This is a genomic window from Glutamicibacter endophyticus (assembly GCF_048457885.1).
Lineage (GTDB): Bacteria > Actinomycetota > Actinomycetes > Actinomycetales > Micrococcaceae > Glutamicibacter > Glutamicibacter endophyticus.
The window spans coordinates 2650346-2671862 of record NZ_CP174200.1 but is presented as its reverse complement, the minus strand read 5'-3'; the positions used below and the strand labels follow the sequence as shown (position 1 = coordinate 2671862).

At 62.5% G+C, this 21517-nt stretch carries 14 protein-coding genes; 10 read left to right on the top strand and 4 right to left on the bottom strand.

Features of this window, described 5'->3' with window-relative positions; genetic code table 11:
- Window positions 1-104 precede the first annotated feature (104 nt).
- From pulA to ACJD00_RS12425, 5 genes are all read left to right on the top strand, one after another.
- Window positions 105-5879 (top strand): pullulanase-type alpha-1,6-glucosidase, encoded by a 5775-nt coding sequence (gene pulA / locus ACJD00_RS12445; RefSeq protein WP_418907255.1) that lies wholly within the window; start codon window positions 105-107, stop codon window positions 5877-5879.
- 269 nt (window positions 5880-6148) lie between these two features.
- Window positions 6149-8002 carry a molecular chaperone DnaK gene (dnaK, locus tag ACJD00_RS12440; RefSeq protein WP_309405853.1) on the top strand — a complete coding sequence of 618 codons (1854 nt, stop codon included), beginning with the start codon at window positions 6149-6151 and terminating at the stop codon, window positions 8000-8002.
- 15 nt (window positions 8003-8017) lie between these two features.
- Complete coding sequence (locus tag ACJD00_RS12435; RefSeq protein ID WP_418907254.1) at window positions 8018-8593, top strand: nucleotide exchange factor GrpE; 576 nt, start codon at window positions 8018-8020, stop codon at window positions 8591-8593.
- Window positions 8594-8686: 93 nt separating this feature from the next.
- On the top strand, window positions 8687-9652 hold the full coding sequence (locus tag ACJD00_RS12430; protein ID WP_418907253.1) for a DnaJ C-terminal domain-containing protein: 966 nt from the start codon (window positions 8687-8689) through the stop codon (window positions 9650-9652).
- A 49-nt stretch (window positions 9653-9701) separates the two neighbouring features.
- Window positions 9702-10130 carry a heat shock protein transcriptional repressor HspR gene (locus ACJD00_RS12425; RefSeq protein ID WP_309405859.1) on the top strand — a complete coding sequence of 143 codons (429 nt, stop codon included), beginning with the start codon at window positions 9702-9704 and terminating at the stop codon, window positions 10128-10130.
- Window positions 10131-10270: 140 nt separating this feature from the next.
- On the opposite strand, the gene ACJD00_RS12420 is transcribed toward ACJD00_RS12425, so the two are convergent.
- Window positions 10271-11176: a LysR family transcriptional regulator gene (locus tag ACJD00_RS12420; protein ID WP_418907252.1), complete on the bottom strand. Its 906-nt coding sequence runs from the start codon at window positions 11174-11176 to the stop codon at window positions 10271-10273.
- A 72-nt stretch (window positions 11177-11248) separates the two neighbouring features.
- On the opposite strand from ACJD00_RS12420, the gene ACJD00_RS12415 reads away from it, so the two are divergent.
- Window positions 11249-12214 carry a DMT family transporter gene (locus tag ACJD00_RS12415; protein WP_418907251.1) on the top strand — a complete coding sequence of 322 codons (966 nt, stop codon included), beginning with the start codon at window positions 11249-11251 and terminating at the stop codon, window positions 12212-12214.
- Window positions 12215-12316: 102 nt separating this feature from the next.
- Here ACJD00_RS12415 and trmB read toward each other — a convergent pair whose 3' ends face one another.
- Entirely contained in the window at window positions 12317-13135 is an 819-nt protein-coding gene (trmB, locus tag ACJD00_RS12410) for a tRNA (guanosine(46)-N7)-methyltransferase TrmB (protein ID WP_418907250.1), read from the bottom strand.
- Window positions 13136-13162: 27 nt separating this feature from the next.
- Complete coding sequence (locus tag ACJD00_RS12405) at window positions 13163-14632, bottom strand: polysaccharide deacetylase family protein (RefSeq protein WP_418907249.1); 1470 nt, start codon at window positions 14630-14632, stop codon at window positions 13163-13165.
- Between the two features lie 147 nt (window positions 14633-14779).
- On the opposite strand from ACJD00_RS12405, the gene ACJD00_RS12400 reads away from it, so the two are divergent.
- The 3 genes from ACJD00_RS12400 (at window position 14780) to clpB (ending at window position 20398) form a co-directional block, all read left to right on the top strand.
- On the top strand, window positions 14780-15190 hold the full coding sequence (locus ACJD00_RS12400) for a YccF domain-containing protein (protein ID WP_309405868.1): 411 nt from the start codon (window positions 14780-14782) through the stop codon (window positions 15188-15190).
- 81 nt (window positions 15191-15271) lie between these two features.
- Window positions 15272-17692, top strand: a complete 2421-nt coding sequence (locus ACJD00_RS12395) for a PEP/pyruvate-binding domain-containing protein (protein ID WP_418907248.1) — start codon at window positions 15272-15274, stop codon at window positions 17690-17692.
- Between the two features lie 120 nt (window positions 17693-17812).
- Window positions 17813-20398, top strand: a complete 2586-nt coding sequence (clpB, locus tag ACJD00_RS12390; RefSeq protein WP_418907247.1) for an ATP-dependent chaperone ClpB — start codon at window positions 17813-17815, stop codon at window positions 20396-20398.
- A 32-nt stretch (window positions 20399-20430) separates the two neighbouring features.
- Here clpB and ACJD00_RS12385 read toward each other — a convergent pair whose 3' ends face one another.
- Window positions 20431-21024 (bottom strand): septum formation family protein, encoded by a 594-nt coding sequence (locus ACJD00_RS12385; protein WP_418907246.1) that lies wholly within the window; start codon window positions 21022-21024, stop codon window positions 20431-20433.
- Window positions 21025-21242: 218 nt separating this feature from the next.
- Between ACJD00_RS12385 and ACJD00_RS12380 the strand changes: the two genes are divergently transcribed.
- Window positions 21243-21464, top strand: a complete 222-nt coding sequence (locus tag ACJD00_RS12380) for a DUF3073 domain-containing protein (RefSeq protein ID WP_309405874.1) — start codon at window positions 21243-21245, stop codon at window positions 21462-21464.
- Window positions 21465-21517 lie beyond the last annotated feature (53 nt).

The window sequence follows — 21517 nt, the reverse complement described above, 5'->3', positions numbered from 1 at the left end:
AAACGATTGCAGGGGTGTCTCTGGACTGTGTAATGTGGTCGAGATCACTGGCTCGCCTTTCTCTTGGCGCGCCATCCGCACCATGACATCCAACGGAGCAACTCGTGAGTAGCCTCAGCGCCTTCGCTGCCGCCAGCAGTCCTCATTCACCACCCGATACGCCCCGGCGCCACTGGCGGCGTTGGCTCACCGCCGTGACCATGACACCCGCCGTGTTGTTCGCGCCGCTAGTGCCCGCGGCGGTAGCGCCGGCCGGGGCCGCAGAACCTACGGTGACCCTCACCGGGTCCTTCCAGCAGCAACTCGGGTGCACGGAGAATTGGCAACCGGACTGTGCTGCCACCGAGCTCAGACAATCCGACGGCGAAGGGCGCTACAGCGCAGAGCTGACGATCCCGGCAGGAACCTATGAATACAAGGTTGCTCTCGACGGCAGCTTCGATACCTCCTATGGCCTCGACGGTGGCGAGCAGAACATCCCGCTGACCATCGGCGGCGAGAGCCGACTGCGTTTCACCTTCGACACCAATACCGGGCGCACCCAGGTGACCCCCGTTGAGCTACGCGGCGACTACGCCGAGGCCGATGACGAATTGGTCGCCGCTCCGGCGCGCCAACCCGGTTCCGGCGAACAGTTCTACTTTGTGATGACCGACCGCTTCGCCAACGGCTCGACGGACAATGATACCGGCGGCCTCGAGGGGGATCGGCTCAGCACCGGTTTCGACCCCAGCGACAAGGGATTTTTCAACGGCGGTGACCTAGCCGGATTGCGCTCGAAACTTGATTACATTCAGGGTTTGGGCACCAGCGCCATCTGGTTGACGCCGAGCTTCAAAAATATGCCCGTACAGGGCACCGGGGATCAGGCGAGCGCTGGATACCACGGCTACTGGGTCACCGACTTCACGCAGATCGACCCGCACCTTGGCACCAATGAAGAGCTTTCCGAGCTGATCGCCGATGCGCACCAGCGCGGTATCAAGGTCTACTTCGATATTATCGTGAACCACACCGCCGACGTGATCGACTACGCGGAGCAGAAGTACGACTACGTGGATCAGTCCACGAAACCGTACCGTGACGCCGAGGGCAACGCCTTCGACCCGGCCGACTATGCCGGCACCGATACGTTCCCGGCGATGGATGCCGAATCTTCCTTCCCCTACACTCCGGTGGTACGCGACCCCGAGGTCAAGGTACCCGAGTGGCTCAATGACCCCACGCTCTATCACAACCGCGGAGATTCCACCTGGGAAGGGGAATCGGTGACCTATGGCGACTTTGTCGGGCTCGACGATCTGATGACCGAGAACCCAAAGGTCGTTGACGGCTTCGCCGATATTTACCGCAGCTGGGTCGATCTGGGCATCGACGGGTTCCGCATCGATACCGCCAAGCATGTGAACTTCGAATTCTGGGAGCAGTGGAGCGCTCAGATTCAGCAGTACGCCCAGTCCAAGGGCAAGGAAGATTTCTTCATGTTCGGCGAGGTGTATGACGCCGACCCGAAGAAGCTGTCCCCCTACGTGCGTGAGACGGACATGGCTTCCGTGCTGGACTTCTCTTTCCAGTCGGCCGCAACCGGATATGCGGGCGGCAACTCTGCCAAAACCCTCGCAGCACTTTTTGCCGGCGACGACTACTACACCACGGCACAGACCTCGGCCGATGCGCTGCCGACCTTCTTGGGCAACCATGACATGGGCCGCATCGGTTACTTCCTGGAGAACCGCGAGCAGCCGCTGCAGCGCGACGAACTGGCGCATGAACTGATGTTCCTCACCCGCGGCCAGCCCGTGGTCTACTACGGCGATGAACAAGGATTCGCCGGGACCGGTGGCGATAAGGACTCACGCCAGTCGCTCTTCGCCTCGCAGGTCAGCGACTATCAAAACCAGCCACTGATCACCGGTCAGACGCTGGGCGAGACGGATCACTACGACACCAACGCACCGCTCTATACCCACATTGCCGAACTGTCGAAGCTGCGTGGGGAGCATGCGGCGCTACGCAGCGGCGCCCAGGTTGAACTCTACGCACAGGACGGGCCGGGTATTTACGCATTCTCCCGCGTAGACCGGGAGGAAAAGACCGAATACTTGGTGGCGGTGAACAACGCCGAGACCGAGCAGCAGCTGGAAGTGCCCACCCTGACCGCTTCGGCATCGTACCGTCCGCTGTACGGGGCCGATGCTCAGGTCACGAGCAACGCCGAGGCCAAGGCGAGCATTAGCGTACCGGCGCTTTCGGCCGTTGTTTACGCCGCGGACCGCCCGGTGGATGCACGTAGCCTGAACCCGGAGCTGAAGCTACCGGCTCCCGGGGCCGGTCTCAGCGGGGTCTCGCCGGTTGCGGCCGATCTCGGTGCCGGCGCTTGGGCCGAAACCAGCTTCGCGTGGCGCGTGGTTGGCTCGGAGCAGTGGCAATCACTGGGTACCGCCGAGGACGCTACACCGCGGGTTTTCCACGACGTCTCGGAGCTTTCCGATGGCACCCTGATCGAGTACCGCGCGGTGAGCGTCAATGCCGCCGGCGAGCGTCAGGCAGCATCGAGCTACGCATCGGTGGGCAATGACGTTTCCGGTGCTGTCGACGAGCAGGAACCGGAGCCGGAGATTTCGCTGGTGACGGTACCGGGTAGCCACAACACCGAAATGGGTTGCGTAACGGACTGGGACCCGGCCTGTGAAGCGGCCAAGCTGAGCAAAGCCAGCGGAGGGGTTTACACCGGAAGCTTCGACGTTCCGGCCGGTGACTACGAATATAAGGTGGCGCTCAACGGCACCTGGGATGTGAATTACGGTGCCGAAGGGCAGCCCGGAGGGGCCAACCTTAAGTACACGCATGACGGTGGAAAGGTCAGCTTCTACTTCGATCCGCGCACCAACATCGTGCAGAGCGACGCGCAGGGCCCAATTATCACCTTGCCCGGTAGCTTCCAGGACGAACTAGGTTGCGCGAGCGACTGGGATCCGGCCTGTCTGGCCACGCTCATGTCCGACGCGGACGGCGATGGCACCTATGAATTCACCACCGACCGGATTCCGGCTGGCAGCTATGAACTCAAGGTGGCCCATGCGCTGGGTTGGGCCGAGAACTACGGGGTGGATGGAGCCGCCGGGGGAGCGAATTACAGCCTCTCGGTCGACGACGGCCAGCCGGTGAGCTTCAGCTACGACCTGGACACCCACGTGTTGCAGATCGGTGCCGAAGGCCCCAAGGTCGCTGGCCTCGGTGAGCTGCGGGCCCAGTGGATCTCCGCCGATACCTTAGCCGTCCCAGCGGACCTTGGTAGCGGAGATAGCTACGCTTTGTACGCCTCACCCGAGGGCCAGGTGAAGCTGGAAGATGGCTCCGTCACCGGCGCCGACCCAATTGAGCTGTCGCTGGTTGACGGCGGGTTGAGTCAGGCGCAGCGGGAGAGCTTCCCGCACTTGGCTAACTACCGGGCGCTTCGAGTTGACCTCCCGCGCGAGGACATTGCCGAAGCACTGCGCGGTCAGTTGGTACTGGCCCGCTTCGAAACCGATGAGCAGATATCACGTCCCACGGTTTTCACCGGGGTGCAGAGCCCCGGAGTTATCGATGAGCTCTATGCCAAGGCGTTGAGCAAGGTGACGCTGGGTGTGGAATACACCGGTAAACGCCCAACGTTCCGCCTCTGGGCGCCGACGGCGCAGCAAGCAACCCTGCTGATCGGGGAAGCTGGCAGCACCCCAACGCGTTATGAGGCGCGCCGCGATGCAGCCACCGGCGTCTGGTCGGTGAAGGGCAAGCCGCAACTCGACGGCGCGGAATACCGCTGGGAGGTGCGTGTCTACGTGCCCGAGACCGGGAAGGTCGAAACCAATATCGTCACCGACCCATACTCGGTGGCGCTGAGCACCAATTCCACCACCTCGGTGGCCGTGAGCCTGGACTCGCCCAAGCACCAGCCCAAGCAGTGGCGCAAGGCCGCTGCCAAGCCGGTGGACAAGGACGTGGACCGGTCGATCTACGAGCTGCACATTCGAGACTTCTCCATCGCCGATGACAGCGTGCCCGAGCCGTTGCGCGGACGCTATGGCGCCTTCGCCGCCTCGGGCGCCGGTAGTGAGCAGCTCAGGCAACTGGCCGAGGCCGGCTTGACCACGGTGCACCTGTTGCCGAGCTTCGATATAGCAAGCATCGAGGAAGATCCCGCGCAGCGCCGCGAACCCGAATGCGACCTGGATTCCTACGGGCCGGCGGGCAAGGAGCAGCAGGCCTGTGTGAGCGCCGTAGCCGATCGCGACGGATTCAACTGGGGGTATGACCCCTTCCACTTCATGGCGCCGGAAGGCTCCTACGCGCACCACCCCAACGGGGCGGCACGCGTTGAAGAGTTCCGCACCATGGTCGGAGCGCTGCACGGGATGGGCCTGGAGGTCGTGCTGGATCAGGTCTTCAACCACACGGCCGCCTCGGGTCAAGCCGAGCAAAGCGTCTTCGATAAGATCGTGCCCGGCTATTACCATCGGCTCGATGCCGGCGGCAAGGTAGAGACCTCCACCTGCTGCCAGAATCTGGCCACCGAACACGCTGCTGCCGAAAAGCTGATGGTCGATTCGGTGGTGCTCTGGGCCCGCGATTACAAGGTCGACGGCTTCCGCTTCGATTTGATGGGGCATCACTCCCGGCAGACCATGGAAGCGGTACGCGCGGCCTTGGATGAACTGACCATGGACCGCGATGGCGTCGATGGGTCTTCGATCTACCTCTACGGTGAAGGCTGGAACTTCGGTGAGGTGGCCGATAACGCACGGTTCTACCAAGCGACACAGGGGCAGCTGAACGGCACCGGCATTGGTACCTTCAACGACCGGTTGCGTGACGCGGTGCACGGAGGAAGTCCGGTGGATTCCTCCTCCACCTTCCGACAGGGTTTTGGTACTGGTCTGGGCACCGACCCCAACGGGGATCCGGTCAACGGTACCGAGGACCAGGCGCTCGCCGATCTGGCGCACGAGAGCGATCTGGTTCGTCTGGGACTAGCCGGCAACCTCGCCGATTTCGAGTTCGTGGCATCCGACGGTTCCGTGCAACGCGGCGACGCACTGGACTATCGTGGCTCACCGGCTGGTTATGCTTCGCAGCCCGGGGAAGTGATCAACTACGTTGATGCGCATGACAATGAGACGCTCTACGACTTGACCGTGCTCAAGTTGCCCCGGGAGACCGCTATGGCCGACCGGGTGCGGATGAACACCTTGGCCCAAGCCACGGTGATGTATTCGCAGGCCGTTCCGTTCTGGCATGCCGGCACCGAACTGTTGCGCTCGAAGTCTTTGGACCGCAATAGCTACAACTCCGGTGACTGGTTCAACCGCATCGATTTCACCGGCACGCACAATACCTTCGGCTCGGGGCTACCGCCCGAGGCCGATAACGGATCCAAGTGGAAGATTATGGTGCCGCTGCTGGAAGATCCGTCGCTGAAGCCGCAGGCCGAGGATATGGCCGCGGCGGAAGGTGCGGCACTGGATCTGCTGCGGACCCGCGGGGAAGTGGACCTGCTGCGTTTGGGGTCTGCCGAGCTGATTGAGCAGAAGGTCTCCTTCCCGCTCAATGGCCCGCAGGCCACGGCCGGGGTGATCGTCATGCGGATCGATGACCGCGCCGGTGACGACGCGGATCCGGAGCACGACGGTGCTCTGGTGGTCTTCAATGCGTCGCCGCAGGAGAGCACGCAGCAGCTCGACGAGCTCGTGGGGCATGACTATCGGCTCGCCGACGCGCTGGCCAGGGGCTCCGATCCGGTGGTCAAATCCACTAGTTGGGACAGTGAGTCCGCAACCCTGACCATTCCGGCGCGCACCGCGGCGGTACTGGTCGAGGCGGAGGATTCGGCGAACTAAAGTGCCACGTAACGGGGCTGCTGGCCGGGAGTGCAAGCTCCCGGCCAGCGGCCCCGTGGTCGTATCCGAGCGCGTTGAAAATATTTTGCGGATCCGGGAATGATTCCGTGGTCTGCCTCGTTGACTAAGGCAGAACGCAAAGTTGAGTCAGGTTCGCTCAAGTTAATTTGACAGCCATTTACGGCTGAGTAGACTTGAGTGCAGAACGCTCAACTGGGGCAGCGGCCCCGGGCGTTAGGACTTAGCAACCAAGGCAAAGGAGAGCCATAATGTCGCGTGCCGTAGGTATCGACCTCGGAACCACCAACTCCGTCGTATCCGTGCTCGAAGGTGGTGAGCCCACCGTTATCGCCAACGCGGAGGGTAACCGCACCACCCCGTCCATCGTCGCCTTCTCGAAGAGCGGCGAGGTGCTCGTCGGTGACATCGCCAAGCGCCAGGCAGTCAACAACATCGATCGCACCATCGCATCGGTCAAGCGCCACATGGGCACCGACTGGAGCATCGACATCGATGACAAGAAGTACACCGCTCAGGAAATCTCGGCTCGTACGCTGATGAAGCTGAAGAACGACGCCGAAGCCTACCTGGGTGAAAAGGTCACCGACGCCGTCGTGACCGTTCCGGCCTACTTCAACGACGCCGAGCGTCAGGCCACCAAGGAAGCCGGCGAGATCGCAGGCCTGAACGTGCTGCGTATCGTCAACGAGCCGACCGCAGCCGCCCTGGCCTACGGCCTGGACAAGGGCCAGGAAGACGAACTCATCCTGGTCTTCGACCTCGGTGGCGGTACCTTCGACGTGTCCCTGCTGGAAGTTGGCAAGGATGACGACGGCTTCTCCACCATTCAGGTGCGCGCCACCGCCGGTGACAACCGCCTCGGCGGCGACGACTGGGACCAGCGCATCGTCGACTGGCTGCTGGCTCAGGCCAAGGCCAAGGGTGCGGACCTGTCCAACGACAAGATCGCCCTGCAGCGTCTGAAGGAAGCTGCCGAGCAGGCCAAGAAGGAACTGTCCAGCGCCACCAGCACCAACATCTCGCTGCAGTACCTCTCGGTGACCCCCGAAGGCCCGGTTCACCTGGACGAGCACCTCTCGCGTGCCAAGTTCCAGGACCTGACCAAGGACCTGCTGGATCGCACCAAGAAGCCGTTCCACGACGTGATCGCCGAAGCCGGCATCAAGGTCTCGGACATCGCCCACGTGATCCTCGTTGGTGGCTCCACCCGTATGCCGGCCGTGGCCGAACTGGTCAAGGAGCTCTCCGGCAAGGAAGCTAACAAGGGCGTGAACCCGGATGAGGTCGTGGCCGTGGGCGCTGCCCTGCAGGCCGGCGTGCTCAAGGGTGAGCGCAAGGACGTGCTGCTCATCGACGTGACCCCGCTGAGCCTCGGTATCGAGACCAAGGGTGGCGTGATGACCAAGCTCATCGAACGCAACACCGCGATCCCGACCAAGCGTTCGGAGACCTTCACCACCGCCGAGGACAACCAGCCTTCGGTTTCCATCCAGGTCTTCCAGGGCGAGCGCGAGTTCACCCGCGATAACAAGGCACTGGGTACCTTCGAGCTGACCGGTATCGCTCCGGCACCGCGTGGCATCCCGCAGGTCGAGGTCACCTTCGACATCGACGCCAACGGCATCGTGCACGTCTCCGCCAAGGACAAGGGCACCGGCACCGAGCAGTCGATGACCATCACCGGCGGCTCCTCGCTGTCGAAGGAAGACATCGAGCGCATGGTGCAGGACGCCGAGGCTCACGCGGAAGAGGACAAGAAGCGCCGTGAGGCTGCCGAAACCCGCAACGCCGCCGAGCAGGCTGCCTACTCCGTGGACAAGCTGATCAAGGACAACGAGGACAAGCTGCCCGAAGAGGTCAAGACCGAGGTTCAGGCCGACGTCGACGCGCTGAAGGCCGCCCTTGAGAAGCAGGATAACGACGACGAGGTCAAGGCCGCGTTTGAGAAGCTGCAGGCTTCGCAGACCAAGCTGGGTGAGGCAATCTACGCCAACGCCCAGGCCGATGCCGCCGCCGCCGATTCCGCCGAGGCCCCGAACGCCGAGGAAGACATCGTCGACGCCGAGGTTATCGACGAAGACGACGAAAACGCCAAGAAGTAGGGAGTCGTAGACGCAATGTCCGAGGCAGAGGATCAGAACCCGAACCCGAACTCCGAGTCGGAGTCCGAGCAGCAGCCTGCGTCCGAGGTTCAAGAAAACGCCGACGCGCTGGGACAGGCCGAAGCGATTCTGAATGATGCGGCGGCCGAGGTTGACGCTCAGAGGCTTCAGCCCAGTGAGGTCGAAGCCGAACTACGCAACGACCTGCTACGTCTGCAAGCCGAGTACGTGAACTACCGTAAGCGCGTCGAGCGTGACCGTGAGGTTGTGCGCGACAACGCGATCCAGTCGGTGCTCAGCAGCCTGCTGCCGGTGCTCGACGATATCGAGGCTGCCCGTCAGCACGGTGACCTGGACAATGGTCCGTTCGCGGCCATCGCCAGCAAGCTGAACTCGGTACTCGAGGGCCTAGGGCTGGAGCGCATCGCCGAGGCGGGCGTGGAGTTCGACCCGAACGTGCACGAGGCGCTACTGCGTCAGCCGGTTGAGAATATCGCCGCCGACCATGTGGGCCAGGTGCTGCGCATCGGTTACCGCAAGGGGGAGCGCGTGCTACGTGCCGCGCAGGTGCTGGTCTCCACCGGAGAATAGCCAGCCTACCGAGATATAACTCATCGAAACTGCCCACTGTCGTACAACGCCAGTGGGCAGTTTTGAATCGGTCGATGAAAGGATGATGCCCTGATGGCAAGTCAGGACTGGATCGAAAAGGACTTTTACGCCATCCTGGGCGTCGCCAAGGACGCCAGCGAGGCGGATATTAAGAAGGCCTACCGCAAGTTGGCCCGCAAGTATCACCCGGATACCAACCCGGGCGACGACGTCGCCGAGCAGAAGTTCAAGGACGTCTCCGAAGCTAATTCGGTGCTCTCGGATCCGGAGCAGCGCCAGCAGTACGACGCTATTCGTGCCATGGGCTCCGGCGCCCGGTTCACCTCCGGTGGGCCCGGCGGTGCCGGTGGTCAGGCCGGATTCGAGGATATTTTCTCGAACCTCTTCGGCGGCCCGCAGTCGGCCGGTCAACCGGACTTCTCCAACCTCTTTGGGGGCGGCGGAGGCTTTGGGCAGGGCGGCTTCGGCGGCTTTGGCCAGCAGGCCCCGCCACGCAAGGGTGCCGATCGCACCGCGACGACCTCGATTTCCTTCGCCGGGTCGATCAACGGGACCACCATCGGTCTGCGTGAATCCAACGGCGAGGTCATCGACGTGCGGGTTCCGGCCGGGATCAAAGATGGCCAGTCGGTGCGTGTGCGTGGTCGCGGGCAACCCGGCCCGGCAGGCAACGGGGATCTCATCGTGAAGGTGAAGGTGGCCGAACACCCCTTCTTCAAACGCGAAGAGAACAACATCCGGATCCACGTGCCGGTGACCTTCGCCGAGGCGGCTCTGGGCACCAAGCTCTCGGTGCCGACCCTCGACGGTGGCCATGTGTCGGTGAAGGTTCCGGCCGGTTCTAACTCCGGACGCACCCTGCGTCTGAAAGGCAAGGGAGTGAAAACCTCCAAGGCCACCGGTGACCTGCTCATCGTCTTGGACGTGGTGGTTCCGCAGAATCTCTCCGATGAGGCCCGCAAGGCCATCGAAGAGTTCGCCGCCGCCACCGAGGGCGAGGACCCACGCGCCGATCTGCTCAACAAGGCGAAGCTCTAGAGGATCATAGAACAGCTCAGGCCTTGCCGGAGAGGAAAGGAGACGCAGCGTGAACGGGGATTACCTGCAACCGGTATTTGTCATTTCGGTCGCGGCCCAACTGGCCGATATGCACCCGCAGACCCTGCGCCAGTACGACCGTCTGGGTCTGGTGTCACCCAGCCGCCAGGCGGGTAAGCAACGCCGCTATTCGCTACGCGATGTGGCGTTGCTCCGGCAGGTGCAAGCGCTGAGTAAGGACGGGGTATCGCTGGAGGGGATCCGCAGGATCCTGAACCTGGAGGCCGAAGTCGAAAGGCTTCGCGCCCAGGTGGATTACCTCGGCCGCGAGCTACAGGAGCTACGCGAATCGCAAAGCCGGATCTTTGCGGCCGGCACAACCGCCGGAGATGTGGTGTCCATGGCCCGCGGTGCCCGTCCCGGGCGACGTGAACCCACCGTCACCTTCTTTGCGGCGCGTCGGGCGATCGGCCGCTAATTTGCGGCTACCGCCTGTTCGGGCACGCAACAGACGGCGGCGGGTCTAAAGCTCCGGGGGTCGGTCCCAATGGACCGGTCCCCGGAGCTTTTTCGCGTGCACCCCGCCACGTACCGTGCCGGAAAGGCGGCCGCTAGGGCTTAGCCGCGTGGAGGTATCGCAGCGCAAAGCTCGGTCAGAATTGCTAGGACTTCGCGGACTGCGCGGCGGTGAAGGGCCTCGGGACGCGAGAGTGCGTCGATCTGTCGTGCTAGTGGAAGATCTCGCAAGGGCAGTAGCACCACCCCGTCAAGACTGTCGGCCCGCATGGTGTAGCGCGGCATCAGACCGATAGCTTGGCCCGTGCGCACGATCGTGGCGGCGACGAAGAACTCGTTGACCCGATGGGCAATGTCCAACGGTTGCCCGTGATGAACCGCGATCGGGGCTAGGAGCTCGGCCAGCGGGAAGCCCTCATGTACCGAAATCCAGCGTTCATTGGTTAGGTCGCGGGCGCTGAGGCTGCCGGACGCGGCCAATGGGTGGTGCGCCGAGACCGCCACGTCCAGAGGCTCTGTGAGTAGTTCGGTAACCACCACGCGCCCCTGCGGCCACGGATCATCATGCGGCAAGCGATGTGCGATGACAATGTCATGTTCCAAGGTCAACGCGGGGAAATCCGCACGCGGAACATCCTCATCGGAGAGTTTGAGCCGAGCACGGCCGGCGCTGGCATCCAAGAGCGGGGCGAACCATGCTAGTCCGGCGCTATGAAAGGCCGAGAGGCTCACCGGTGCCAAGGAGTCGTCGAGAAATGCATCCACCGCAGATTCCGCGTCGGCCATGGCCGAGGCAACCTTGGTACCGGCGGCGGCTAGCGCCCACCCGGCCTCGGTGAGTTCTAAATGTCGCCCCCGGCGCCTCGTCAGCGGAGTGTTGAAGCCTCTTTGGAGTGCGGCGAGTTGTTGCGATACCGCCGAAGGCGTGACGTAGAGTGCCTCGGCCACGGCGGCGACACTGCCGCGTTCACCGAGTTCGCGCAGAATTCGCAGCTCATACAGTTGCATAAGATGATTCTAAAGTGTTTCTTCAGTAAGTGAAGATTGTTCTTTATCCAGCGGCTCGGAACACTTGAAAGTGTGAAACAGCAACTGCAGCACCGGGCGCTGATCCCGGATCTTCTTTTGATCGGCGTGGCCATGATCTGGGGAGGAAGCTATCTCGCGGCCAAGCACCTCGTGGCCGCCACCGACGTGGAGACGGCGCTGACTCTGCGCTATGCCATGGCCTTTGCCGGCATGCTGGGCTATATCGCGTGGCGTCGCGGTGCATGGCGCATCTCGCGGCGCACCGCACTTATTGGTGGCGGTTTAGGGCTGAGCCAAGCGGCGATCCTCTGGTTGGAAACCGCGGGTGTCGGCCTAACCAGTGCCACGAACGCGGGACTATTGATTAGCCTGAGTCTGATTTTCACCCCACTGTTGGAAGTGATGGTGTTGCGCCGTGCCTTGCCTGGCCGTTTCTATCTTCTGGCCCTAATGGCCGTGGTCGGGGCCATGCTCCTATCCAGCGGCGCGGCACTGCGTGCCCCCGGAATTGGGGATCTGCTGGTGCTCATGGCTGCGGTGGTCCGCGCGCTGCACGTGACAGCGACGGCCAAGTTGCTGCGTGCCAACGATGATCTCCCACAGATCGTGACCCTGCAGATCCTTGCCGGCTTTCTACTCTTTTTAGCGTTGGCGGCTCCACGGCTTGCCACTACTCTTCCGAGGCTCGGGGCCGAATCTTGGCTCAACGCCATTTTCTTGGGCTTGGCCTGTAGCGTCTTCGCATTTCTGGTGCAGGCGTGGGCCGTGCGGCGAAGTTCGGCGGCCCGCGCTAGTCTGCTGATGGGCACGGAGCCGGTATGGGCGGTAGCCATTGGACTAAGCCTCGGCGGAGAACACGTGACAGGTATACAGGGGCTGGGCATTGTGCTGGTGGTGATCGCGACCATGCTTGGCGCCCGCGTCGAGCGATTGGCCCGAGAGCAACGGTTGCGCAGGTTAATGTCGAGGGGCCATCCATCAAGAACTACGGAACATCTAGCCGCGCACGAGGGGTGAAACCCGCCCAGCGTTGGGCCAAGGCACCCACGCGCAAACGGCGGCCGCGCACGGCAGGGTGTGCTGTGCGCGGCCGCCGTCGGGCGTCGTTACCTGGGCGGGCTAGCTCCTGGTGTAAGCCAGATCGAAGATCAACCGACCGGCCTTGAGCGCCTTGCCCTCAAAACTGGTCAGCACACGGCGTTCGAAGCGCGGGGCCCACCCGCCCTGCTCGTCCAAGAACTCCGGATCGGCTTCGCGGTTCTCCAGACCCTGGCGGTACACCATGGTCAGGCTGCTTTCCAGTCCTGCCTGATGACCCGGGAATTGATTCTCGAAGGCCGGGTGGGCCTCGAGAACCTCACGCATCTGCTCCGCGTAATTCGACCAGTCGGTGGCAAGGCGCAGGGTGCCGCCGGGCTTGAGTACCCGGGCGACCTTATCGAGGAAGGACTCCTTGATCAGGCGGCGCTTGTGGTGTCGCGGTTTGTGCCATGGGTCGGAGAAGAAGAGCCAGATTTCATCGGCACTTGCCGGCTCGAGCACGGTTTCGAGTACTTCCGGGGCATTGGCCTGAATCGCACGAACATTTTCGAGTTCAAAGGCCTCGACCTTCAACATGAGCTGTGCCAGCCCGGGACGATACACCTCGACGGCCAGGTAATTACTCTCCGGGTCTTCCTTGGCGGCATTGGCAATGCACTCGCCCAGACCGCTTCCGATCTCAACGATGAGCTTGGCCTCGCGGCCAAAGGTTTGCGTAGCGTCCAAGCGGAAATCTTCGGCGACGGAGGTGTCGGCGATTTTGCGTGGGGGCTCGATGACGTACTGCTCGGCGTTGCGTTCCCAAGCCTTGGCGCGACGGCCCTGCAGGCGGTTGCCGCGGCGGACAAAGGAGACCGGTTCGGAACGGTACAGTTCGGGGTCGATGGGTTCAGTCATGATGCGTTAATCCTATCGGAGCCGCGGCTAGGACTTCGGGTGTTCACCGCGAAAGTACGCCTTACCGGCGGTGAGCTTGGAATGAGCGAACAGCGTGTCAATGCGCACCGGAGTGTATCCAGCGGCCTTAAGCTTCTTGATCAATTCCGGCACGGCCTTGACGGTACTTTCGTGAATGTCGTGCATCAGGATCACAGACCCCGGCTTGACCTGTGCCATCGCGTTTTTCACGGTCTTCTTTGAATTACGGTGGTGCCAGTCTTCGGTGTCTACATCCCAGATGATGAGCGGTGTCGTACTCAGCCGGTCGACCTGCGCATTGTGTGCTCCATAGGGTGGACGCATCACGGCAGACGAGGCGCCGGTGGCGTCCGAGATGGCCGCATCGGTGGACTGCAGCTCCTTGGAGACCTGCTCCTTGCTCAGCCCGCTGAGCGAACGGTGGGTATAGGTATGGTTGCCGATCTGATGCCCTTCGGCCGCCATGCGTTTGAGGAACTTCGGCCGCGTCTTGGCGTTTGGACCGACGACGAAGAAGGTGGCCGGAACCTTCGCGTCCTTCAAGGTATCTAGGAGCACCCCGGTCTTCGGGCCGGGTCCGTCATCGAAGGTCAACGCAACGCATTTGGTGCGGCGGCAATCCACTGCCGGTTCCGAGGATGCCTCAGAGGGTGAGGCGCTTTCGGTGGGCTCTTGCTCCTCGGCATCGTCCTCCTGCGGCGAGTCGTCGTGGAGGATAGCCTGTTGGGCCTGGCGTCCATAGTCCGAGAGCAACGCCTTGATGCGGCTGGACGGCAAGGTCAGCGTGACACTGCCGACGGCTCCCGGAGCGATGGAGTATTCATCGGCCCGCACAATAAGATCACCATTTGCGCCGAACCGAAGGTCATCGAGCACTTCCTCGGGAAGCTGATCATGAGGCAGGATCGTGGTGTTCTTCGTCCGGGTGGCTTCCTCGGCCAGCATGGCCTTCACATGATCCCAAGCTTCCGAACTCGAAAAAAGCTCCTCGGTGTCAATCCGACGATCCTCAGGCACGGAGAACCACTGGGTAGCAAAGCTTTCGCTGCCCGAGGCGCCGGCGAATTCATAGGTATCCCGTGAAACACCCAGGATGGCCTCGCTCGCGGCGGTCACCTTCGCGCTGACGTTGAGTTCTCCGGCGAAGTCCGTGCCGCGGACCGCAGAGTCCCGGTGCTCATTCACGTAGGCGCGCATTTGAGCTTCAACCGCGCCACGCGATGCGTCGGTAATACCCGGGTGCTCGGCCAACTCAATGTGCGATGTGTAGAGGTGCAAGGTCTCGTTGGTGTTCGAGACCCGATTCAGGCCCGCTAGTGGTGCCCCTGAGTTGTCGGCGGTGGAGCTGGCGGAGGTGCTGGGCAGGTCCTGTCCCTCGGCAGGCGACCGGGTTGCGGAGGCACAGCTGGACAGGGTGAGGCAGGCGGCGGTGAGCAGCGCGAGGGCGCGCGGCATTGCCTGAGAAACGGAAGGCATGTATTCCAGTGTCAACCGCTGCATGGCTCTTCCCGAACCGAAACGGCCTGACACGATCAATCGTTAACGAGACGTTATCAAAAGGTCAGGGATTAGTGGGGGTGGTCACTGATAGACGTCAGGTTCAGCGGCTGGAAGAATGAATTCATGACTGATTTAGTGCGGGGAATCCTGAACGTTATTTGGCTGCTCTTCGGCGGCTTGTGGTTGGCCTTGGGCTACATGCTGGCCGGTGTCATCTGTTGCCTATTGATCGTGACCATTCCCTTTGGCATTGCTTCGTTCCGGATTGCCGGCTATGCCCTCTGGCCTTTCGGGCGCACCGTCGTGGATCGGGGACCGGTGGGGGCATTCTCGACGTTGGGAAACGTCATCTGGGTGATCTTCGCAGGGATTTGGATCGCCATCAGCCACGTGGTCACCGCGATCCCGATGTTTATCTCGATCATTGGCATTCCGCTGGGGATCGCAAATCTCAAGATGATTCCGGTGTCCTTGATGCCCCTGGGCAAGGTCATCGTGCCCTCCGACTACTACATTGGTAGCTTGCGCCGCTAAGGAAATCCGGCTCAAAACTCCACGCTAGCCAGTACGGCGCTCAGGCGACAGACTAGTGCTAGTTAGGCGAGGAGGCTGAGCATGGATTTGATCGAACTGGAGAATGCCACCGATATGTCGCTGGTCGGTGGCAAGGCCACCGGGCTTGCCGCGCTCATTGCCGCGGGAGAAAAGGTCCCGGCGGGGTTTGTGCTTACCACGCGGGCCTACCAGCGTGATGAACTGCCCGAAGCGCAGATTCTGCACTGGTGGGCCACGCATTGTGGAGGTCAGCCGGTCGCGGTGCGCTCCTCGGCGACGGCCGAAGATCTCGATGATGCAAGCTTTGCCGGACTGCAGGACACCACCTTGGGGGTCCGTGAACCGGACGAGCTACTGGAGGCCATACGTAATTGCTGGAGCTCGTTGACCAGTGAACGTGCCAGCGCCTACCGCGAGCGCATGCGTCCGGGGGCGCCGCCACCGATGATGGCCGTAGTGGTGCAGCAGATGGTGGACGCTTCGGTGGCTGGCGTGCTTTTTACGGCTGATCCGCTCACCGGATTACGTAGCCGACAGGCGGTCGACGCCGTCGCCGGGCTTGGCGACGCGGTCGTACAGGGCACCGTGGAAGCCGACCACGCGACCCTTGACGATGGTCAGGTGCCCCAGCCGATCGGATGCCTGAGTACCGCGCATCTAGCAGAGCTACAACGTGCAGGACGCCGTGTTGAAGCTGCTCTTGGTAGCGAGCAGGATATTGAGTTTGCCTTCGACCGTGAAGGCACGCTGTGGTTTTTGCAGTCGCGAGCCATTACGACCCTTTACCCCTTGCCCGCCACCGATGATGGCCAGTTGCATGTGTATCTCGAGGTCGGGCACATGCAGGGTTTGCGCAACCCGGTCACCCCCATGGGGGCCGAACTGCTCAGTAGGGCAGTAACCGCCATGGGCGGGGCGTTCTCCGATGTGCTCGAACGCATGATGGTCTTCGCCGGTGGCCGGATGTACCTCGACATGACCTTCATGTTCCGTAGCGATCGGATGCGTCAGAATCTCCCGCAACTTTTCGAGATCTACGGTTCGGATCCTCGCGTCGCTGAGCAGCTCATGGAGCACCCCGAACTGCAGGCTCGCCGCGCACCCTTGCGCGCAAGGCTTCGGGCCGTTCCCTTGATATTGCGTCTCGTGGCGCTCGCACCGAGCACGCTGACCGGAGTTATCCGCGCGCTGTTGCAACCCGAATGGGGACGGCGAAGAGCTTTCCAGGCGCCGATTCTTTCGGATGCGCCGCACGGCGAGAGCCTAGAAGATGTGCTCAATGCGGCCGAGCAGGCCCAAGACCTGGTGATGCGTCGCGGGATGTGGCAGATGCTACCTGCGCTTTACGGTGGGCTAGCGGCCGCGGCCCTCGCCGAATTCTTGCTTCGCGGCATCGCCGAGCCCGGAGAAGTAGACCTGACCAAGGGCGGCATGCCCCACAACCCCACCACCGGTATGGATCTTCAACTGTGGCAGCTGGCGCAGCGTGCCAGGGCGCATGAAGATCTCTTCGCTGATCGTGAGCCCGAGGACCTGGCGTCACAGTGGCGTCACGGCACATTGCCAGCCATCGGCATGGAGGACTTCTTAGCGCGTTTCGGGCACCGGTGCGCACAGGAAGTGGATGCTGGTATTGCGCGCTGGCGTGAGGATCCGGCGCCGGTATTCGCTGCCATTACCGGCTATCTGCAGCTGCAGGACTTGACCCAGGCTCCCGATGCACGTTTTGCCCGGGCCGCAGCCGTTGCTGAGTCGACGATCGATGAGCTCGCGCGCCGTGCTCGCTTACAGGGTAGAACCCTGCGCGGGATCGCGGCCACATGGTTGCTTCGGCGAAGCCGGCGGTTGGCGGGGCTCCGTGAGTGGCCGAAATTCGCCTGGGTGCAGTCCATCGAGCAGGCGCGGAACTATCTGCTGGAACTGGGGGAACGTCTTGTTCAACGTGGTGTGCTCGAAGCGGCCGAGGACATTTTCTACCTAGAGCTCGACCAGGCCCGGCGTGCCGTGGCCGGTGAACCCCAGATGGAAGCGGTGGCTAGCGCCCGCGCGACCTATGAGCGTGAAATGCGCCGGGTCAGGGTCCCCGCCGTGTTGCTGAGCGACGGTAGCACCCCGGAATCGACTCCCGAGACGACCGGAGCAACGATTCGAGGACGTGCCGCTGCGCCAGGACGCGTCACTGGGCCAGCACGCGTGGTCACCGACCCCAGAACGGCCCGCGTGCTGCCGGGAGAAATTCTGGTCGCGCCAACCACCGATCCCGGGTGGACGCCGCTGTTTATGACTGCCGCCGGGTTAGTTTCCGAAACCGGATCACCGATGGCCCATGGGCCCACGGTCGCTCGCGAATACGGCATTCCGGCGGTCATTGGCATTACGGATGCCACGCACAGAATCGCTACCGGCGACATGCTCAGTATCGATGGCACACACGGGACGGTTGAAATTCTCGATAGTTCACCGGTGGGGGATGAGGCCTAGATCCGGCAGGCCGTGTCGCCGCGATTAAGTTTGCGTCCCATGGGAATATAGACACGAAACTCAGAGTTGAGTTAAGTAGACTCAAGTTTATGGGTTCACCCCACTAAGGAAAGGATGCGCGTGGATACCAAACTCACCACCAAGAGCCAAGAGGCCCTGTCGGCATCGGGGATGAATGCTTCAACCGCCGGCAACCCGCAAATCGAACCGGCTCACCTACTGAAGGCACTGCTCGACCAGCGTGACTCGGTCGCCGTTGCCTTGCTCAAGAGCGCCGGCATCGACGTGGACTCGCTCTCCGTCAAGGCCAGCTCCATCATTAAGAACCTGCCAGCCGGATCGGGAAGCTCGGTCGCGCAAGCACAGTTTTCTCGCCAGCTGCTGCAGGTTGTCAGCACCGCTCAGGAAACCGCCAATGAACTAGGGGACAGCTATGTCTCCACCGAGCACCTGCTCATGGCCTTGGCCAGCGATGTCACCAAGGCCGGCGAAGCCATGCGCGAGGCGGGCGCCACCCGCGAACTGCTGGCGGCAACTCTTCCGGCCATTCGCGGCGACCGCAAGGTCGATAACCCGGACCCGGAGGGAACCTTCCAGTCGCTGGAGAAGTTCGGCACCGACATGACCGAACTGGCGCGCAGCGGAAAGCTCGACCCGGTCATCGGACGCGACAAGGAAATCCGCCGCGTGGTGCAGGTGCTATCGCGCCGCACGAAGAACAACCCGGTGTTGATCGGTGAACCGGGCGTCGGTAAAACCGCGGTGGTCGAAGGCCTTGCCCAGCGCATGGTCGCTGGGGATGTGCCCGAATCCTTGCGCGGCAAGACGCTGATTTCACTTGATCTAGGCGCCATGGTGGCCGGAGCCAAGTATCGCGGCGAGTTCGAGGAGCGGCTGAAGGCCGTGCTCGAGGAGATCAAAGCCTCCGACGGGCAGATTGTGACCTTCATCGACGAGATTCACACCGTGGTCGGCGCCGGAGCCTCCGAAGGTGCCATGGACGCAGGCAATATGCTCAAGCCCATGCTCGCCCGCGGAGAACTGCGCCTGATCGGTGCGACGACCCTCGACGAGTACCGGGAAAACATCGAAAAAGACCCGGCTCTCGAGCGCCGCTTCGCTCAGGTCTACGTCGGCGAGCCCAGCGTGGATGACTCCATCGCCATTCTGCGTGGTTTGAAGGAACGCTACGAGGCGCACCACAAGGTCACGATCTCCGATAGTGCCCTCGTAGCCGCGGCAGCGCTGTCCAACCGGTACATCACCGGCCGCCAGCTACCGGATAAGGCCATCGACCTTGTCGACGAGGCCGCTAGCCGCTTGCGCATGGAAATCGACTCCGCCCCGGAGGAAATCGACCAGCTGCGTCGCGAGGTCGACCGACTGACCATGGAAGAGCTGGCGCTGAGTGATGAGACCGACCCGGCCTCGATGCAGCGCCTGGAGGCGCTGCGCCGCGACATGGCCGATAAGAAGGAACGGCTTGATGCCCTGAATTCCCGCTGGGAAGCGGAAAAGGCGGGGCTTAACCGAGTCGGTGACCTCAAGGCACAGCTCGATGAGATGCGCTCGCAGGCAGAGAAGTACCAGCGCGAAGGAGACCTCGAAAAGGCCTCCCGATTGCTCTACGGGGATATTCCGACCCTGCAGCGCGAACTCGAACAGGCCGCCGCCGCGGAGGCCGACCAGAACCGTGAGGAAGCGATGGTCGCCGACGAGGTAACCGCCGATGACATCGCCGAAGTCATCTCGTCCTGGACCGGTATTCCGGCCGGCCGGATGCTTCAAGGGGAAAGCCAGAAGTTGTTGCAGATGGAGCAGGTCATCGGACAGCGGATGATCGGGCAGCAGCAGGCCGTTGGCGCCGTGGCCGATGCGGTGCGGCGTTCGCGGGCAGGCATTGCCGATCCGGACCGTCCCACCGGTTCCTTCCTGTTCTTGGGTCCCACCGGCGTGGGTAAGACCGAGCTGGCCAAATCACTAGCGGACTTCCTCTTCGATGATCCGCGAGCGATGGTGCGCATCGACATGTCGGAGTACTCGGAGAAGCACGCCGTGGCGCGACTGGTCGGTGCCCCTCCGGGCTACGTCGGCTACGAAGAAGGCGGACAGCTGACCGAGGCTGTGCGCCGCCGGCCGTACTCGGTGGTGCTGCTCGACGAGGTGGAGAAGGCCCACCCTGAGGTCTTCGACATCCTGCTGCAGGTACTGGACGATGGGCGCCTGACCGATGGACAGGGGCGCACCGTGGACTTCAGGAACACCATCCTGATCCTCACCTCGAACCTCGGCTCGCAGTTCCTGGTGGATCCGGCCTTGGAAGAGGCGGCCAAGAAGGAAGCGGTGATGAACGTGGTCAACGCGTCCTTCAAGCCAGAGTTCCTGAACCGGCTTGATGAGGTCATCATGTTTGACCCGCTGAGCCTGGAGGAGCTGGGATCGATCGTGCAGCTGCAGATCGACGCACTGTCCGCGCGACTCTCGGAGCGTCGCTTGGAGCTGGACGTGGATGATGCGGCCCGCGAATGGCTCGCGTTGACCGGGTATGACCCGGCATACGGAGCTCGTCCGTTGCGTCGACTGGTCCAGCGCGAAATCGGGGACCGGTTGGCCAAGGAACTGCTCTCCGGCACGGTGGTGGACGGCGATACCGTCAAGGTGCGCCTCAACGAGGCCGGCGATCAGCTCACCGTCGCCAAGGCGTAGCGGGTTCTCACTCGTTTAGGCGGGGCAGGGCGTTAGCTCTGCTCCGCCTCCGGCAACAACGAACTGCGTACGGTTCCGGAATCCAGGCTCAGGAAACAGGAGACGAGGCGGTCACCTTCGGACCAGGTGCTCTGCGAAGGACGCGAAAAATGGTAGGTCCACGTGGAATCCAGGCCCGCGGACGGGTCGATGGCCACCGACTTGCACAGGTCTTCGGATTCGGTGAGCAGCGCGTCGGCTCCGGGGAAGCTGTCATGTTCCAAGGTGAAGGTGCCGATCAGCTGAGCGTTATGCGAGCTGTCACAGGTCACCACGGTCTGCAGATCCAAGGGGCCGGTGAACCCACGCAGACAGTCCCCGACGATTAACTGCTCGGGCGGCATCTCGGTGGCAATGACACCGTCGAGGCCGGGCCGCTCATTGCGGGGTACTTCTCGGGCCCCGGGGTCTTCGGCCGGGGTGAGGAACTGAAGGATCACATAGACCAAAGCGGCACTGAGAGCTACCACGGCGACGACTAAAAGAAACCACTGTCCGATGCGACGATTGGGGCGCTCCTGTTCGGGCGGCCCGGGCTGGAGCGCCGGCAGCGCCGCCTTGGGCTCTGGCAGGTTCTCTTCGGCCACCGGGTCGGCTCCTTCATAGTTGTCGAGCGAGCTAAGTCACATACAAAACATAGTCAGTGGACTAATACCAAGTCTAGCCGCTACGTCACGTGTTGCGTTCAGCGGACGTCGCTGAATCGTGTTAACCTTTAATTACGAAAGAACTGATCACATATTCGGGGGCCTCTACCATTTAGGTAGACCACCTCCCGACTCTACTGAAAAGAGGGGGTCACGCCATGGGGCGCGGCCGTCAAAAGGCTAAAGCACAACGCCAGGCGCGAGACATTAAGTACTACTCGCCGGCGACAGATCTCTCCGCACTCGAGCGCGAACTCGGCGTGCGGCCCGATCCGCACGCGCAGGGGGTAGAACCTGCCGAGACATCGTATGATGACGAGGAGTACTCGGATTACGATGAGCTGGCCAAGAAGTATTCCAGCGACCCCGAGGAAGACTAAGGTCTCCATACCGGGCTAGCGGAAGTTCAGCTCTTCCTTCACCTTCACGACAA

Coding starts and splice junctions, on each gene's coding strand:
- dnaK (WP_309405853.1), top strand. CDS start 6,149: ATGTCGCGTGCCGTAGGTATCGACCTCGGAACCACCAACTCCGTCGTA.
- ACJD00_RS12435 (WP_418907254.1), top strand. CDS start 8,018: ATGTCCGAGGCAGAGGATCAGAACCCGAACCCGAACTCCGAGTCGGAG.
- ACJD00_RS12430 (WP_418907253.1), top strand. CDS start 8,687: ATGGCAAGTCAGGACTGGATCGAAAAGGACTTTTACGCCATCCTGGGC.
- ACJD00_RS12420 (WP_418907252.1), bottom strand. CDS start 11,176: ATGCAACTGTATGAGCTGCGAATTCTGCGCGAACTCGGTGAACGCGGC.
- trmB (WP_418907250.1), bottom strand. CDS start 13,135: ATGACTGAACCCATCGACCCCGAACTGTACCGTTCCGAACCGGTCTCC.
- ACJD00_RS12405 (WP_418907249.1), bottom strand. CDS start 14,632: ATGCCTTCCGTTTCTCAGGCAATGCCGCGCGCCCTCGCGCTGCTCACC.
- ACJD00_RS12400 (WP_309405868.1), top strand. CDS start 14,780: ATGACTGATTTAGTGCGGGGAATCCTGAACGTTATTTGGCTGCTCTTC.
- ACJD00_RS12395 (WP_418907248.1), top strand. CDS start 15,272: ATGGATTTGATCGAACTGGAGAATGCCACCGATATGTCGCTGGTCGGT.
- ACJD00_RS12380 (WP_309405874.1), top strand. CDS start 21,243: ATGGGGCGCGGCCGTCAAAAGGCTAAAGCACAACGCCAGGCGCGAGAC.